The sequence below is a fragment of the Mycobacterium sp. KBS0706 genome (genome assembly GCF_005938675.2).
Taxonomy (GTDB): domain Bacteria; phylum Pseudomonadota; class Alphaproteobacteria; order DSM-16000; family Inquilinaceae; genus Inquilinus.
This window is the reverse complement of record NZ_VCCH02000001.1, coordinates 45,733-60,856: the sequence shown is the minus strand read 5'-3', so window position 1 is coordinate 60,856 and position 15,124 is coordinate 45,733. Positions and strand designations below refer to the sequence as shown.

Here is a 15,124-nt window from a genome sequence, read left to right as displayed (position 1 = left end):
CGGGGCCTTTGCCGTCATTCTCGAGAACGCGGACTCATGCGCTCGAGCCATGCGGTGAGCCTCGATCTTTCTCGGACCAAGCCATGCTGATTGAAGTGGTGAACACAGAAATGCGCCCACGAGTCTTCGAACGCCATCTCCATATCCCCCGTGACCGAGGTCGTACCTAGCTCGATCTCTGCGTAGGTAAACTCGAAACTGCCACTCGGACGCGCCAACGCAATGTGGAACGGTTGACCATTAAACTCGTTGATCATCGGCCTGCCGCTGCTCCGCATGACGCCGGGTATCTCTACTCTGGCGGTTCTGAGTTCCAAGTCCGCTTCAAGATGAATCGGCAGGAACAATGTCTCGCAAAAATCCGAGCATGTGGACGCGAATACGGAGAAAAGATTGCTCAATGGTTCACAGGCCTCGCCTGAGATGATCGTTTCAAGCGCGATCCGTTGAGCATCATCCGCACACTCGTCGATGACGATCTGGCGCTGGCCGTTTCCGTCCTTGATTTCGCCGGGCCACTTGTACAGCGCCGCCCAGTTCAGGCCTGCGATCGGCGTATCGTCGAAGTGACCTTCAACAATGTTGCCGACAAAAGCCGACTGACAATAGCCATGGGTGCTCGGCAGGTTGAACTGGCAACCACAGTTCATGGCGCAACTGCAATTATCGTAAGTCTCGCTCTTGAATAGCCATTGATCAACCATCCCTGCGATCCTCCCTGGCTCGTCACGTTTGTCTATTTAAGAGCTGGCTCTTCACGATGAGCCCCTCTATGCCGCCATCGCGGTTGCCCCATCCTCTCGAAAACGCCGGCTCTAACCGACTCCGTCTGCGGCCAGAATGGCGGCGAGCCGACGCTCCACGCCCGCTTTGCTCACGGGACGAGCTTCACCTTTGGATGCGGAAGAAGCGAGAGGTCGGCTGGGGTTGACATGTGACTTCAACCTGGATGCCCAGACTTCCGATTATCGCACGTTCCGGGCGTTGGCACATCTGCGTTTGACGACCTCTTTTCCGCCTTTTGCGGTCGGCTCCGCCGCCTCCAGCCCGCGGCGGCGGCTCTCATGCCGGGCGGCCTGACACTACGGCAACTCAACGATCTCGACCCAGTTGGCGTCGCGGCCCACCGGATACCGGCCCAGCGGCGTCAGGGCGCCACTCGCCTGGTCGATCCGGTAGACCGCCAGCCGGTCCGACTTCTCGCCCGACGCGACGAGCCAGGTTCCGCTGGCATCGATCCGGATGCCGCGCGGCTGAGTCTCCGTCGGATAGTTGGCGACATAGGCGGGCTTCCCGGTGGCGGGGTCGACCGAGAGCAGAGCGATCCGGCTGGTCGTGCGCTCGGTGGCGTAGAGGAACCGGCCATCGGGTGTGGCCTGGAGGTCCGCGGCCCAGATCCTTGCCTTGCCGTCGGTGGCGGCCGGCGCCCCAGGCGGCAGGCCGGGCACCAGGCCGGCCTCCGCCGGCACCGTGCCGGTGCTGTCGAGCAGGGTCAGGGTGCCCTTGTCCGGGTCGACCGCGAAATGGAGGATGTTGCCGGACAGCTCGCACAGCACATAGAGCGTCTTGTCGTCCGGCGACAGCACCGGGTGGCGCGGGCCGTTGCCGGCCGCCACCTTCACCACGGGAGGATCGTTCGGCGTCAGCTTGCCGGTCGCGGCGTCGAACCGGAACTGGACGATCTGGTCGCTGCCGAGATTGGTGGCGTAGACGAAGCGGTTGGAACGGTCGGCGCGGATCGCATGGGCGTTCTTGCCGGTCGGGATCACCTGGCTCGCCTCCGCCTTCACCAGCCCGTCCGCCTCGATCGGGCTCACCGCCACCTTGTCGCCGCCATAGGAGGCGGTGAACAGGACGCGGCCGGTGGCGTCGGTCGAGGCATAGGCCATGCTGTCGGGCAGCGGCGCGGTCGCCTCCTGCCGCAGTGCGCCGCTGGCGGGGTCGATGGCATAGGTCAGGACCGTAAAGGGCTCCGACCGGATCACGGCATAGAGATGCCGCTTGTCCGGGCTCAGCGTCATCGGCATCACCTTCGGCCCGGCCTGGGTCTTGCCGAGCGGCGTCAGCGCGCCGGTCGTCTGGTCGAGGGCATAGCCGTCGATGTCGCCGTCATCCGCATTGGAGACGTAGACGAAGGTCTTCGCCGCCGCCGGCGCCGCGCCGGAAGCGGTGAGCGATGACGCCATGACGAACACTCCTGCCAGCACCCGCAACGCACTGTGCATGATCCCTCCCTGAAAGGCGACGGGCACCTCGGTGCCTCTATCTTCCCCCCTCGGCAGGGTCTTACGGCCTCGGCCCCGCCGTCCAAGCCGAAACGGGTATCGTTCGATGCGGTTTGCGCATCGAACGATCCGGATGCGCCGGCAGGCCCCGGCCTTACAGCTCCTGTGCGGTCGGCCGGAACAGGATCTCGTTGATGTCGACCTCGTCCGGCTGGCCGATGGCGAAGGCCACGGTGCGGGCGAAGGAGTCGGCGGGGATCGCGACCTTGTCGTAGAAGGCGCGGATCCTCTGCGCCGCGTCCAGGTCGGTGACGCTGCCCGGCAGCTCGGTCGCCACCGCGCCTGGCGAGATCACCGTGGTGCGGATGTTGTAGGGCTTCACCTCCTGGCGCAGCCCCTCGGACAAAGCGCGCACCGCGTGCTTGGTGGCGGCATAGACCGCGAAGCCGGGCCCCACCCTGTGGCCGGCCACCGAGGAGACGTTGATGATGTGCCCGGCCTTCTGCCGCTGCATCTGCGGCAGCGCCGCGGCGATGCCGTACAGCACGCCCTTGAGGTTGACGTCGATCATCCGGTCCCAGTCGTCGACCGTCAGCCGCTCCAGCGGCGCCTGCGGCATCAGCCCGGCATTGTTGATCATCACGTCGACCCGGTCATGGGCCTGGACCGCCACGTCGACCAGGGCCTGGACCTGCGCCCGGTCGGCGACATCCGTCACGACCGCGAGGGCCTTGCCGCCGCGCCAGCTCAGCTCGTCCGCCAGTGCCTTCAGCCGGTCGGCGCGCCGGGCGCCCAGCACGACGCTGGCGCCCTGTTCGGAGAGAAGCCGGGCCGTCGCCTCGCCCAGGCCGCTGCTGGCGCCGGTGATGACGACGACCTTGCCGTCGATATTGCTGCTCATGATGGTCTTTCCTTTGCGGGGGGCGTTCAGGCGGCGGGTCCGCGCGGCACGATCCTGACGGTGGCGGCGCGGGCGCGGGCGCCGATCATCGCGGCGAGATAGGGGCTGCTGCCGTATTTCGCCCGGTAGGCGTCGTCGATGCGGTCCTGGACCGGCCCGTCGACCGGCGCGAAGGCAACGTCCCGGGTCAGGCCGGCGGCGGTGATCCGCCCGGCCTTCTGGTGCATCGCCGCCTTGTGCCAGCGCGACGCCGTCCCGTTGTAGGCGCGGACATACAGGTCGTCGCCGACCGCGACGGACCAGATCCAGGTCGGGGTGCCATAGGTGGCCCCGTCCTCGCGGAAGGGCGCGATGTGCAGGTCGTCGGCGGTCGCGATCCGGCGCAACTCGTCGATCGGCCATGTCATGGCGGCGAGACTGTGCCTGCGTGTGATCATTGCGTCGTCCCCGGCGGCTGGTGTCGAGAGCCGAAATCTGGGGACGCCGCTTTTGCGGGATTAGGCGCTATAATCCGCATGAACCTATAAGCGGTGTCGATGAATGCAGCGCGGCAGCCTGGACGACCTCACCGCCCTCGTCGCCGTGGCGCGGGAGCGGAGCTTCACCAAGGCGGCGGCGAAGCTGGCCGTCTCGCAATCGGCGCTGAGCCAGACCATCCGCCAGCTCGAGACCCGGCTCGGCATCCGGCTCCTGACCCGCACGACGCGCAGCGTCTCGCTGACCGAGGCGGGCGAGCGGCTGCTGGGCACCGTGGCGCCGCGGCTGGAGGAGATCGAGGCCGAGCTGGCCGCGGTCAGCGAGCTGCGGGGCAAGCCCGCCGGCACCATCCGGATCACGGCCGGCGACCATGCGATCCGGTCGATCCTCTGGCCGAAGCTGGAGCGGTTCCTGCCGCGCTATCCCGATATCAAGGTCGAGCTCGCCATCGACTACGGGCTGACCGACATCGTGGCGGAGCGCTACGACGCCGGCGTGCGCCTGGGCGAGCAGGTGGCCCGGGACATGATCGCGGTGCGCATCGGGCCCGATATCCGCTTCGCCGTGGTCGGGGCGAAATCCTACCTCGCCGGGCGGCCGCCGCCGCAGACGCCGCAGGACCTGGTCGGGCACAGCTGCATCAATCTGCGCCTGCCGACCTATGGCGGACTCTATGCCTGGGAGTTCGAGCGCGACGGCCGCGAGGTCAAGGTGCGGGTCGAGGGGCAACTGGTCTTCAACGGCATCTTCGAGGTCCTCGATGCCGCCCTGGCCGGCTTCGGCCTGGCCTATGTGCCGGAGGATCTGGCGCGGCCCCACCTCGCCAAGGGCCGGCTGCAGCAGGTGCTCGAGGACTGGTGCGTGCCCTGGTCGGGCTATCGCCTGTACTACCCGAGCCGGCGCCAATCCTCCGCCGCTTTCGCCCTGCTGGTCGACGCGCTGCGCCATCGGGGCTGACGCCGCCGGGATCCCCTCACTTCGATTTTGCGCCGAGCATGATCGGCACGGCGTCGAGCAGCCGGCGGGACCGGATCATGGTCTCGGTGGTGGTTCTGAATCTCAGAAAATGGGGCGTCTGCAGATGCGTCCGGTAGGCGCCCTCGTCGGTGTAGATCTCGAACACCCTGACCCGGGCAGGGTCGTCCTTCTCGAACACGGCATGCAGCGCCAGGACTCCGGGCTCGACGCGGATTGCGGTCTCGATCCCGTCCCTGATCGCGGCACTGAATTCCTCCAGCCGGGCAGGGTCGATCTCGAGCTCCGCCAGGCGGATATAAGGGCCCTGCATCGGGTCGGCGGAAGCGCTGCTGCTGAGCGCCAGCAGCGATGCGGCGAGAACCGTCTTGGCGTTCATGTGCGCTACCTGGGGCGCTTCTCGAACACATCCTTCGCCACCGGCAGCGCCGAGAAGACGTTCGGCCAGCCGGCATAGAAGGCCAGCTGCGTCAGCACCTCGGCGGCCTGCGGCTGGGTCAGGCCGTTGTCCATGGCGCGGTTGAGGTGATAGGGCATCTGGGCGACCTGGCCGGCGGCGACCAGGGCGCTGACCGTGACCAGGCTGCGGTCGCGCGGCGCCAGGTCGGGGCGCAGCCACAGGTCGCGGAACAGGACATCCGTGGTGTACTGCACGACGCCCGAGGCCACCGTTCCGAACTGCTCCCCGACCCGCGTGGCGCGCTGCGCCTCGGCCGCCTCGTCGAGCGGCAGGAGGGCGGGCGAGGCGGCGGGCAGCTGGTCGCTGCCGATCCCGCGCGCGGCGAAGATATCCCTGGCGGCAGCCGCGGCCGCCATCGCGTTGCCCCAGCCGGAATAGAAGGCGAGATGGGTGATGATCTCGGAGATCTCGCGGGGTTGCACGCCGCTGTCGAGCGCCAAGCCGAGATAGAACGGCAGCTCGATGGTCTGGTTGCGCGCGATCAGCGCGGCCAGGGTGACGATGCTGCGGTCCCGCGCCGACAGGCCCGGACGCTTCCAGACGCCGTCCAGAAGCGTGTCCTGCGTGTATCTCTCCAGGGCGGGGGCGACCATGCGCAGAGTCTCCTTCGAAGGGTCGGCCTGCACCGCCGGAGCGGCCATCAGGCCCAAGGCGGCAAAGGCGGTGGCGAGGGACTTCATCCGGAGATCCTGTCGTTGGTGGCCTGCGGGGCCGCGCGGGCCAGGCGCAGGGCGACGGCCGCGGCGCAGAGCACCGCCAGCGCGCCGGCGAGGAACACCGAGCCCAGCCCGGCCCAGCCGGCGACCAGCCCCAGCGCCGGGCTGCCGAAGCCGAGCGCCACGTCGAGGCAGGACGTGTAGGCCCCCATCGCCAGGCCGCGGCTCTGCGGCGGGGCGCGGCGGACGGCCTCGACGCCGAGCCCGGGATAGACCAGCGCATAGCCGAAGCCGGCCAGCGCGGCCCCAGCCGTCGCCGCCGCAAGGCCCGGCGCCAGCCAGATCAGCGCCAGCCCGGCCGCTTCGACCAGCACGCAGGCCAGCGCCACCCTGGCTCCGCCAAGCCGGTCGGGCAGGTGGCCGAACAACAGGCGGGCCGCGACCAGGGCGGCCGCGAAGGCGCTGAACATCAGCCAGACCGGGCTCCAGCCGCGGTCCGCGGACAGCAGCGCGCCGAAGGCGATGATGGCGCCGAAGCCGATGCTGCTGAGCGCCGAGCCGAGCCCCGGCATCCAGACGGCGCGGGCCACGGTGAGCAGGGAAGGGCGGGCGCCGCCCGGCGGCGGCACGGACGGCAGCGGGGCGGCAAGCAGGATCGTCCCCAGCGGCACCAGTACCGTCGCGGCCGCGACGGCGGCGAAGCCGCCGGCGGCGTAGAGGGCGGTGCCGAGCGGCGCCCCGACCGCGAGGGCGACGAACATCGCCATGCCGATCCAGGCGATGACCCGTCCCGCCCGCTCCGGGCCGGCGAGCGCCAGCCCCCAGCTGACCGCGCCGGTGATGATGAAGCTCTCGGCGGCGCCGAGCAGCCCCCGGCCGAGCAGCAGGATGGCGGCGGAGACCCAGGGCGCGCCGATGAAGCGCAGCGACAGCAGGTACAGCAGCCCCGCCGCCGCCGCGGCCAGCAGGCCGGCGACGACCGCGCGCTTGGCTCCCCGGCCATCGGCATAGCGGCCCGACCACACCCGCGACAGCAGCGCCGCCGCGAACTGGCTGCCGGCGACGAGGCCGACCACGAAGGTCCCGAGGCCGAGCCCCTGATGCACATGCAGCGGCAGCACGGGCAGCGCCAGACCGATGACCAGGAAGGCGATCAGGACGACGGCCATGATCGGCAACAGCGTCGTGATCGGGCGGTCGTGGGCCGCGCTGGCGGCGGGGCGAAGCCTCGCGCTCGTCGCGTCTGTGGTGGGGCTGGTGAGCATGCGCTGGTTATAGGCGCCGCCGCGGCATGTGATTAGCCGGCGCAATGCGCATGAACTTATCGGTTGGGCTTATGAATGTTGGACCGGAGCCTCGACCCGAGCCCGCCGGCAGCCCGTCGCGGCGGCAGGCTTGCTCACTCCGGCAGGCCGGCTGTCCGGAAGCCGTCGACGATCATGTCCCGGGACCGCGGATCCCTGACCGGCAGGTAGTTCCGGATGGCCGAGGCGGTGCTCCCGGGCGCCAGGGCGACGAACTTGCGAAGCGCCGCCTGCGCCTCCGGCACGCGGTCGAGCTGGACATAGGCGGGCACCAGGGCCCAGTAAGCCGTATCCCAGTCGGGATTGAGCGCTGCCGACCGCTCGGCCAGCTCCAGGGCCCTGGCGGGGCGGCCGCCGAACAGGTGGGCCAGCCCGGCCACCGTCAGAATCATGTAGTAGCCGGGATCCAGCGGGCCGAGCGCCATGGCCCGCTCCACCAGCGTCAGGCCGGCCTCGGGGTCGCCGCCGCAGACCAGCGCAGTGCCGGCCAGGAAGTTGACGTGCCCAGAACCCGGGTTCCGCTCGACCGCGCGACGCACGCCGTCGAGACCCGGGCCATACTCCCGCCCTGCCATCACCAGGACGAAACTGGCGGTGACCAGCGCTAGCGGATCGTCGCTGCCGGCGGCGGCGGCACGGCGGGCCAGCGCGACGGCGGTTCCCAGATCGTCGGTGCCGACGGCCGGCCACGCCCGCGAGAGCCGCTGCTCCAGGCACCACGCGGCAAAGGCCAGCGCCGGGGCGTAGGTCGGCTCGAGCTCGATCGCCTTGGTGAGCAGTCCGTAGCCCAGCAGATTCCCGTCCGGACGCATGGCGTATACATGTGGCAGCGCCCGGAGATAGAGATCGTAGGCGTCGAGATTCTCGGCCGGCTTGCGGCGTGCGCGTTCAATCTCCGCCTTCAGCACTGTCGGCTCGATCGCCCCGACGACGCTGGCGGTGATCTTGTCCTGCAGGTCGAACACATCCTGCAGGTCGCCGTCGAACCGCTCCGCCCACAGATGGGCGCCGGTCGCCGCGTCGATCAGCTGGCCGGTGATGCGCAGCCGGTTGCCGGCCTTACGGACCCCGCCTTCGAGCACGTAGCGGACGCCCAGCTCCGCCGCCACCTGGCGCACATCGACCGCCCGGCCCTTGTAGGTGAAGGTCGAATTGCGCGCGATCACCGCCAGCTGGTTGAAGCGCGACAGGGCGGTGATGATGTCCTCGACCATGCCGTCGACGAAATATTCCTGCTCCGGATCGCCCGACATGTTGGTGAAGGGCAGCACCGCGATCGACGGCTTCCCCGATGGCGTCACCGCCGCCGCAGCGGGCGCGGCCGGCTTGGGCTGCGGCCCGGGATCGCTGCCCGGGGCGGCGCCGACCTGCAGCGAATAGATCCGCATCGGATCGGCGATGTTCTTGAGCTGGGTGCTGCCGAGATCGCTGACCGAAAGGTCCAGCCTGGCCTTGACCTGGCGATAGGCGTCCTCGGACAGGCAGATGGCGCCGGGTGCCGCGACGGTCTGGAGACGCGCGGCGATGTTCACCCCGTCGCCCATCAAGTCGCCGTCGCTCTCCTCGACGACGTCGCCGAGATGGATGCCGATCCGGAACACGATCCGCCGGTCCTCCGGCACCCCGGCATTGCGCTCGACCATGGCGCGCTGCACCTCGATGGCGCAGCGCACGGCGTCGACGACGCTGCGGAACTCGACCAGCGACCCGTCGCCCGTCCGCTTCACCACGCGCCCCTGGTGCACGGCGATCGTCGGGTCGATCAGGTCGCTGCGCAAGGCACGCAACCGCGCCAAGGTGCGGTCCTCATCCGCGCCGGCGAGCCGGCTGAAACCGACCACATCGGCCGCCAGGATCGCCACCAGCTTGCGATGGTCGCTCATGGTCCCAGAGTCTCTCTCCCTGAGGGGCAGCCGGCGGACGGGCGCCGCCAGCATATGTCTGTATGCAGTATACGCCTCAAATCCGCTCGATCCTCGAATATTGTGTCGTCCAGGGCCCCGCGCAGAGGGCGGCCGCCGGCCCTTCATGTGCCCGCGATCTGGCACCATGACGCGAAGGCATTGGGCCCCGGGCCGGCGCCGTGCCCAGGATGCAGCCTCGGTGTCCGGTGGGAGCGAGCGCGGTGTCGGCAAGGGTGTGGGTGTTGGCGATCATGGCGGCGATGGCTCTGGCCCTTCCGGCCGCGGCCCAGGGGCCGCAGCGGGTGGTGCCCGTGGCTGTCCGCGTGATCCCGCCGCTGGTCGAGCAGACCAACGGGGAGCTGAGCGGCTTCAGCATCGATCTCTGGAACGCGATCGCCAGCCGCCGTCACTGGACCACCGAGTTCACCGTGGTGCCCAGCGTCCAGGCACAGCTCGCCGCCGTGTCCGGCAGGGCGGCCGATGTCGGCGTCGGCGCGATCTCGATCACCGCCGAGCGCATCACCGACTATGACTTCTCGCAGCCGATCCTGAATGCCGGCCTCGGCATCCTGACGCGCAGCGAGCGGCCGGGGCGCGAGGCCACCGCCTTCAGCAGCCTGCTGCATCTGCTGCTGTCGCCCGCGGTGCTGGTCTGGCTCGGCATCGCCGGGCTGCTGACGGTCATCCCGGCGCATATCGTCTGGTTCGTCGAGCGCGGCCAGCCCGACGGCCTGATCGGCACCAGGCGGTACTTCCCCGGGATCCTGCAGGCCTTCTTCTGGGGCCTCGGCACCCTGGCCACCCAGGCGGATGCGATGCCGCGCCACTGGATCTCGCGCGGGGTGGCGGTGCTGTGGATGTTCACCGGAGTGGTCTTCGTCGCCTTCTACACTGCGACGCTGACGGCGAGCCTGACGGTCCAGCAGATCCGGCAGGAGATCAACGGCCCCGGCGACCTGCCGGGCAAGGCGGTCGGCACCGTGGGCGGCACCACATCGGCCCGCTATCTCGGCGCCGCCAACATCCAGTCCGTGGCCTTCGCCAATGCGGCGGACGCCTATGCCGCCCTGATGGACGACCAGGTCGACGCCGTGGTCTACGACGCGCCGGTGCTGCAATACATTGCCGCGCATGAGGGGCTCGGGCATGCCGGCCTCGTCGGCCAGGTCTTCCAGCCCGAGGATTACGGCTTCGTCTTCCGCAACGACAGCGACCTGCGCCGCGACGTCGACGCCGCCCTGCTGTCGATGCGCCAGGACGGCAGCTACGAAGAGCTGCGCGAGCGCTGGTTCGGCAAGTCGTAGCGGCAGGGCCGGCGCAGTCGAAGCCTCATGGCTCCTGTGGGAATGCGCCGGTCTTTGCCATGCGGACGAGCAGCCGGTCCCGCGCCGCGCTGACATGGTCGAAGACGGCCTGTCCCGCCGCCGTCGGGTCGCGGGCCTCGAAGGCCTGGATCATCTTCTCGTGCTCGGCGACGACCGCGTCATAGACGTCTGGGGTGTAGCCGCCGAGGCTGTCCGCGACCGTCCGCACGACCCGGGTGCGCCCTTCGAGGATCAACTCGGCCTCCGGGTTCCGCGCGATGCCGTAGATGCGCTTGTGGAAGATGATGTTCTCCCGCGACGCCACCATCGGCTTTCCCGACCGGATCCGGACGCTCAGATCCTCATGCAGCCGCCGCAGCGTGGCGATGTCGGCATCGGTCGCGAACTCGACGGCCCGGTGGGCGAGCATCGATTCGATCCCGACCCGGATGTCGTAGATGTTGCGGATATATCCTTCGGTGATGGCCTCGATCCGGAAGCCGCGATGGGCCAGCGAGATCAGGATCCCTTCGCCCTCGAGCTGGCGCAGCGCCTCGCGGATCGGCATGTGGCTGACGGCGTAGCGCGACGTCAGCGCCTCGATCGTCAGATGAGTCCCAGGGACGAACTGCCCAGACACCAGGTCGCCGATGATGGCGCGCTTGACCCTGAGATAGGTCGGCTCGTTGAGCGGCGCTTCGGGAGCCGGGCTCACCCACGGGTCGACTGCCTTCTCCTGCGCCATCGTCTCGTCACGCGTCCTGATGCCTTGCCTCACGAGAGTATCGCGGCTGCGGCGTTGACGCGCAAATATATTTGCGCAAATGTATGGCCGCTCAATGAGAGCACGTGCCGCAGAGGCACCCAAGAATCCAGGGAGGAGCGTCATGGCCGGTTTCGACGATCGTTCGCGCTTCGGTTCGCATGGCGCCTGGTCGCGCCGCCGGGTCCTGCAGGGCGGCGCGCTGGCCGGGCTGGGAGCCCTTCTGAGCCGGACGGGGTTCGCACAGGGCGCGACCGAGCCGGATGCCGGGCTGGTCGCCGCGGCCAAGGGCGAGGGCACGCTGACCTACTATCACACCACCGCGATCGACCCGACCGCGGTCTGGACCAAGGCCTTCACCGACAAGTTCGGGATTACGACGCAGAACGTCCGCGGCCCCAGCTACCCGCTGTTCGAGCGCTGGCTGACGGAGGAGCGCGTCGGACAGCACATCGCCGACCTCGTCCAGATCACCGACACGGTGCTGATCGAATCCGCCCATGACGAGGGGCTGATCGCGGACTACGTCCCGGCCTCGGCGGCCGGCATCCGGCCGGAGATGAAGAAGGACGGCGTCTGGTACACGATCTTCGTGAACGCCATGGGGATTGCCTGGAACTCCAGCAAGGTCACGCCGGAGGAGGACAAGCTGATCCGCGAGGGCGGCTGGAACGTCCTGACCGATCCGCGCTGGGCGGGCCGCTTCGCCACCGGCACCCCGGCCTCCGGCGGCAGCAGCTATTCCTATGTCTACATGTTCCTCGGCGGCAAGCGCGACCAGTTCGGACCGGACTTCCTGGCGAAGATGGCGGCGCTGAAGCCGCAGGTCTATGAGAGCAAGTCGCCGATGTACGACCGTCTGGCGGCGGGCGAGCATGCGATCGTCGACCAGGCGTCGCAGAGCGACATGGGCGGCCTCTACCTCAAGGGCGCGCCGATCCGCTGGGTGTTCCCCGATCCGACCCCGGCCAACCTGACGGTTCAGGCGATCTCCGCCCAGGCGCCGCACCCGAACGCGGCGCGGCTGTTCCAGCACTGGGCGGCGAGCGCCGAAGGGCAGGCGGCCTGGTTCAAGGTCGCCGGCGTCGCCTCGGCCCGGGACGACACGGTCGATCCCCGCAAGGCGGCCAAGGCCGACTGGTACAAGGAAGACTGGTACGCCGATCCCAAGGATCTCTACATCGACTACCTGCACGATGCCGGCTATGTCGACCCGGCGAAGCCGATCATCGCCGAGTGGAACGGGATCTTCGGCCGCTGAGGCGCGCGATGACCGTCTCCACGACCGTGTCCGCGTCGAGGGCGGAGGATCGCCCGGCCGGCTATGCCGCGATGCGCCGGCGTCGGCGCGGCCTGGCGCTGCCGCTGGTCCTCGGCCTCCTGCTCGGCGTGCTGGTCCTGGTGCCGATCGTGCTGATGTTCGTCGGCGCGGTGCGGACCGGCACCTTCGTCGACCCGCGGGCCCAGTTCTCGCTGCGCAGCCTCGCCGCGGTCTACACGACGCTGCCCTACCTCAAGACCCTGGCGGTCACCGTCGGGGCATCGCTTCTGGTGTCCCTGGTCGCCTGCGTCATCGGCATCGCCCTGGCCTGGCTGCTGGCCCGGACCGACCTGCCGGCCAGGGGGCTCATGGAGAACGCGGTGATCGCGCCGCTGTACCTGTCGCCCTTCGTCGGGGCGCTGGCCTGGCTGGTCCTGGCGTCGCCGAATGCCGGCCTGCTGAACGTGCTGGCCCACGACCTGCTGGGCACCACCGGTCCGGTGATCAACGTGATGACGGCGGGCGGGGTGATCCTGGTCATGGCCCTGTACAACGTGCCCTACGCCTACATGACCGTCTCCGCCGCTCTGAAGGGCATGGACCCGTCGATGGAGGAGGCGTCCCGCCTCAACGGGGCGGGCACGCTGGCGACCGCGCTGAAGGTGACCTTCCCGGTGGTGCGCCCGTCGATCGTCTCGGCCTTCTTCTTCGTCTTCGTCCTGACCTGCGGCACCTTCTCGATCCCGGCCGCCCTCGGCGGCACGCAGGCGCTGCCGTTCCTGGCGGTCGATATCTACCGGGCGGTCGCGACCTTCCCGCTGGACTACGCCCGGGCGGCGGCGATCGGCACGCTCTTGTTCTGGATCTCGCTGATCGGCGTCTTCTTCTACCGCTTCGCGTCGAAGGCCGCGACGCGCTTCGTCACCGTGACCGCCCGCGGCTACCGCACCCGCCTGGTCAAGCTGCGCGGCTGGCGCCTGCCGGCGATGCTCGCGATCCTGGCCTATGTGATGCTCGCGATCGTGCTGCCCTATCTGGCGCTGCTCTATGTCGCCTTCACCAGCTTCACCTCGTCCTCGATCCTCGACGCCACCTTCACCCTGGATAATTTCCGGTCGGTGCTTGGCTCCGTGGCGGTGCAGCAGTCGATCGGCAACACCTTGCTGGTCGGGATCCTGTCGCCAACGCTGTGCGTGCTGCTCGGCACCGTCATCGCCTATGCGGTGCGGCGCCTGCATGTCCGCGGCGGCGGCATCCTCGACGCCATCGCCATGTTCCCGATCGCCGTCCCCGGCATCGTCTTCGGCACCGGCATCTTCTGGACCTATCTGATGACACCGGCCTACGGGACGATCTGGATCCTGGTGATCGCCTTCGTCGCTTCCTACATCCCCTTCGCCTACCGCATGATCGACACCTCGATCCTGCAGATCGACAAGGCGCTGGAGGAGGCGTCGTCGGTCTGCGGCGCATCGCATTGGCGGACGGCCCGACAGGTGACGCTGAAGCTGATCCGGCCCGGCGTCCTGGCCGCCTGGATCCTGGTCTTCATCTTCTCGGTCCGCGAGATCAGCGCGGCGATCCTGCTGGCGTCGCCCAGCAACAAGGTCCTGTCGGTGATGTCCTGGGACTATCTCGAATTCGGCAATGTGCAGAACGCCGCCATCATCGGCCTGCTGCAGACGGTCCTGCTGATCGCCGGGATCGCCGTCGGCCGATACGTCCTCAAGGTCAGGTTGTCCCAGGCGGTCTGAACGAGGGAGCCTCATGGCCAAGCTCAGCGTGGAAGACCTCGTCGTCGCCTATGGCAGCGTCACGGCGGTGCGCGACCTGTCCTTCACCGTGGAGGATGGCGAGTTCGTCTCGCTGCTCGGCCCCAGCGGCTGCGGCAAGACCACGACGCTGCGCTGCATCGCCGGCCTCGAAGGCTCCTCGGCCGGAACGATCCGGATCGGCGGCGAGATCGTGGCGGCGGACGGCCGCGACGTGCCGCCGGAGAAGCGCGGCATCAACATGGTGTTCCAGTCCTACGCGGTCTGGCCGCACATGACCGTGTTCGAGAATGTCGCCTACGGCCTGCGCACGCGCCGCGAGCCCGCCGCGACGGTCGACGCGAAGGTTGGCGAAGCGCTGAAGACCGTCGGCCTCGACGGCTTCGCCGCGCGCTACGGCACCGAGCTCAGCGGCGGGCAGCAGCAGCGGGTCGCCCTGGCGCGCGCCGTCGTCACCTCGCCGCGGCTGCTGCTGTTCGACGAGCCGCTCAGCAATCTCGACGCCGGGCTGCGCGACCGCATGCGCTTCGAGCTGGTCGAGCTGCAGCGGCGGCTCGGCCAGACCTCGCTCTACGTCACGCACGACCAGTCGGAAGCGATGCTGATGAGCGACCGGATCATCCTGATGAAGGATGGCGAGATGGTCCAGTCCGGCAGCCCGCGGGATCTCTACGACCGCCCGGCCAGCCGCTTCGCCGCCGAGTTCATCGGCAACGCCAACATCCTGGACGCCAGCATCGTCCGGTCCGCCGGGGATGGGCGGGCACTCGTCGCCCTGGATGGCGGGCCGGTGATCGAGGGCCAGTTCCCGCGGCCCGACGCTGCCAGGCCGTCCGGGCCGGTCCTGGCCTGCATCCGGGCCGAGAGCATCCAGCGGCTGCGCGACGGTGAGGACGGCGGCTTCGACGCCGAGGTCGCGTCGGTCGGCTTCCTCGGGCCGGTCGTCACCTGCCTGCTGCGCATCGGCAGCCTCACCGTCCGTGCCGAGCTGCCTGCCCGGGCGGCGCCGTCCGCCGGCGAGACCATCCGCGTCCGGGTCGAGCCGGACGCCGCCATCCTGATCCCGAACGGCCAGGCGCCGATCAACCTTTCCTGCCCAACCTCTTCCTGAAGGACAGAGAC

General features: G+C 69.1%; 14 protein-coding genes. 5 read left to right on the top strand and 9 right to left on the bottom strand.

Annotated elements, in window-relative coordinates:
• Window positions 1-14 precede the first annotated feature (14 nt).
• The 4 genes from FFK22_RS00285 to FFK22_RS00270 form a co-directional block, all read right to left on the bottom strand.
• Window positions 15-704, bottom strand: a complete 690-nt coding sequence (locus FFK22_RS00285; protein ID WP_138890002.1) for a DUF1326 domain-containing protein — start codon at window positions 702-704, stop codon at window positions 15-17.
• Window positions 705-1,082: 378 nt separating this feature from the next.
• A complete protein-coding gene (locus tag FFK22_RS00280) occupies window positions 1,083-2,225 on the bottom strand; it encodes a lactonase family protein (protein WP_138890001.1) in 1,143 nt (380 codons plus the stop codon).
• A gap of 154 nt (window positions 2,226-2,379) precedes the next feature.
• A complete protein-coding gene (locus tag FFK22_RS00275) occupies window positions 2,380-3,126 on the bottom strand; it encodes an SDR family oxidoreductase (RefSeq protein ID WP_138890000.1) in 747 nt (248 codons plus the stop codon).
• 26 nt (window positions 3,127-3,152) lie between these two features.
• Window positions 3,153-3,563: a DUF2255 family protein gene (locus FFK22_RS00270; RefSeq protein ID WP_306770055.1), complete on the bottom strand. Its 411-nt coding sequence runs from the start codon at window positions 3,561-3,563 to the stop codon at window positions 3,153-3,155.
• A 103-nt stretch (window positions 3,564-3,666) separates the two neighbouring features.
• Between FFK22_RS00270 and FFK22_RS00265 the strand changes: the two genes are divergently transcribed.
• Window positions 3,667-4,560 carry a LysR family transcriptional regulator gene (locus FFK22_RS00265; RefSeq protein WP_138889999.1) on the top strand — a complete coding sequence of 298 codons (894 nt, stop codon included), beginning with the start codon at window positions 3,667-3,669 and terminating at the stop codon, window positions 4,558-4,560.
• Between the two features lie 16 nt (window positions 4,561-4,576).
• Here the strand turns inward: FFK22_RS00265 and FFK22_RS00260 are convergent, their stop codons facing one another.
• The 4 genes from FFK22_RS00260 to FFK22_RS00245 all read right to left on the bottom strand — a co-directional run bounded on the left by FFK22_RS00260 (window position 4,577) and on the right by FFK22_RS00245 (window position 8,881).
• The gene (locus tag FFK22_RS00260) at window positions 4,577-4,957 is read right to left on the bottom strand and encodes a putative quinol monooxygenase (RefSeq protein WP_186002230.1); all 381 of its coding nucleotides are present in this window, start codon (window positions 4,955-4,957) and stop codon (window positions 4,577-4,579) included.
• 5 nt (window positions 4,958-4,962) lie between these two features.
• A complete protein-coding gene (locus FFK22_RS00255) occupies window positions 4,963-5,718 on the bottom strand; it encodes a carboxymuconolactone decarboxylase family protein (protein ID WP_138889998.1) in 756 nt (251 codons plus the stop codon).
• Entirely contained in the window at window positions 5,715-6,863 is a 1,149-nt protein-coding gene (locus FFK22_RS00250) for an arabinose transporter (RefSeq protein WP_306770054.1), read from the bottom strand. The genes FFK22_RS00255 and FFK22_RS00250 overlap by 4 nt, the downstream gene beginning before the upstream one ends.
• A gap of 230 nt (window positions 6,864-7,093) precedes the next feature.
• Window positions 7,094-8,881: an adenylate/guanylate cyclase domain-containing protein gene (locus FFK22_RS00245; RefSeq protein WP_138889996.1), complete on the bottom strand. Its 1,788-nt coding sequence runs from the start codon at window positions 8,879-8,881 to the stop codon at window positions 7,094-7,096.
• 242 nt (window positions 8,882-9,123) lie between these two features.
• Between FFK22_RS00245 and FFK22_RS00240 the strand changes: the two genes are divergently transcribed.
• On the top strand, window positions 9,124-10,206 hold the full coding sequence (locus tag FFK22_RS00240) for a transporter substrate-binding domain-containing protein (RefSeq protein ID WP_138889995.1): 1,083 nt from the start codon (window positions 9,124-9,126) through the stop codon (window positions 10,204-10,206).
• A 25-nt stretch (window positions 10,207-10,231) separates the two neighbouring features.
• On the opposite strand, the gene FFK22_RS00235 is transcribed toward FFK22_RS00240, so the two are convergent.
• Complete coding sequence (locus tag FFK22_RS00235) at window positions 10,232-10,984, bottom strand: GntR family transcriptional regulator (RefSeq protein WP_186002229.1); 753 nt, start codon at window positions 10,982-10,984, stop codon at window positions 10,232-10,234.
• Window positions 10,985-11,093: 109 nt separating this feature from the next.
• Between FFK22_RS00235 and FFK22_RS00230 the strand changes: the two genes are divergently transcribed.
• The 3 genes from FFK22_RS00230 to FFK22_RS00220 are packed head-to-tail and all read left to right on the top strand — an operon-like array spanning window position 11,094 to window position 15,113.
• Complete coding sequence (locus FFK22_RS00230) at window positions 11,094-12,230, top strand: ABC transporter substrate-binding protein (RefSeq protein WP_186002228.1); 1,137 nt, start codon at window positions 11,094-11,096, stop codon at window positions 12,228-12,230.
• An 8-nt stretch (window positions 12,231-12,238) separates the two neighbouring features.
• Window positions 12,239-13,984: an iron ABC transporter permease gene (locus tag FFK22_RS00225; protein WP_138889992.1), complete on the top strand. Its 1,746-nt coding sequence runs from the start codon at window positions 12,239-12,241 to the stop codon at window positions 13,982-13,984.
• Between the two features lie 13 nt (window positions 13,985-13,997).
• On the top strand, window positions 13,998-15,113 hold the full coding sequence (locus FFK22_RS00220) for an ABC transporter ATP-binding protein (RefSeq protein WP_138889991.1): 1,116 nt from the start codon (window positions 13,998-14,000) through the stop codon (window positions 15,111-15,113).
• Window positions 15,114-15,124: the final 11 nt, after the last annotated feature.

Excerpts from the sequence above, each read along its gene's own strand:
- FFK22_RS00260 (WP_186002230.1), bottom strand. The coding sequence starts at position 4,957 with ATGAACGCCAAGACGGTTCTCGCCGCATCGCTGCTGGCGCTCAGCAGC.
- FFK22_RS00275 (WP_138890000.1), bottom strand. The coding sequence starts at position 3,126 with ATGAGCAGCAATATCGACGGCAAGGTCGTCGTCATCACCGGCGCCAGC.
- FFK22_RS00255 (WP_138889998.1), bottom strand. The coding sequence starts at position 5,718 with ATGAAGTCCCTCGCCACCGCCTTTGCCGCCTTGGGCCTGATGGCCGCT.
- FFK22_RS00250 (WP_306770054.1), bottom strand. The coding sequence starts at position 6,863 with ATGGCCGTCGTCCTGATCGCCTTCCTGGTCATCGGTCTGGCGCTGCCC.
- FFK22_RS00265 (WP_138889999.1), top strand. The coding sequence starts at position 3,667 with ATGCAGCGCGGCAGCCTGGACGACCTCACCGCCCTCGTCGCCGTGGCG.
- FFK22_RS00285 (WP_138890002.1), bottom strand. The coding sequence starts at position 704 with ATGGTTGATCAATGGCTATTCAAGAGCGAGACTTACGATAATTGCAGT.
- FFK22_RS00280 (WP_138890001.1), bottom strand. The coding sequence starts at position 2,225 with ATGCACAGTGCGTTGCGGGTGCTGGCAGGAGTGTTCGTCATGGCGTCA.
- FFK22_RS00230 (WP_186002228.1), top strand. The coding sequence starts at position 11,094 with ATGGCCGGTTTCGACGATCGTTCGCGCTTCGGTTCGCATGGCGCCTGG.
- FFK22_RS00225 (WP_138889992.1), top strand. The coding sequence starts at position 12,239 with ATGACCGTCTCCACGACCGTGTCCGCGTCGAGGGCGGAGGATCGCCCG.
- FFK22_RS00220 (WP_138889991.1), top strand. The coding sequence starts at position 13,998 with ATGGCCAAGCTCAGCGTGGAAGACCTCGTCGTCGCCTATGGCAGCGTC.
- FFK22_RS00245 (WP_138889996.1), bottom strand. The coding sequence starts at position 8,881 with ATGAGCGACCATCGCAAGCTGGTGGCGATCCTGGCGGCCGATGTGGTC.
- FFK22_RS00270 (WP_306770055.1), bottom strand. The coding sequence starts at position 3,563 with ATGATCACACGCAGGCACAGTCTCGCCGCCATGACATGGCCGATCGAC.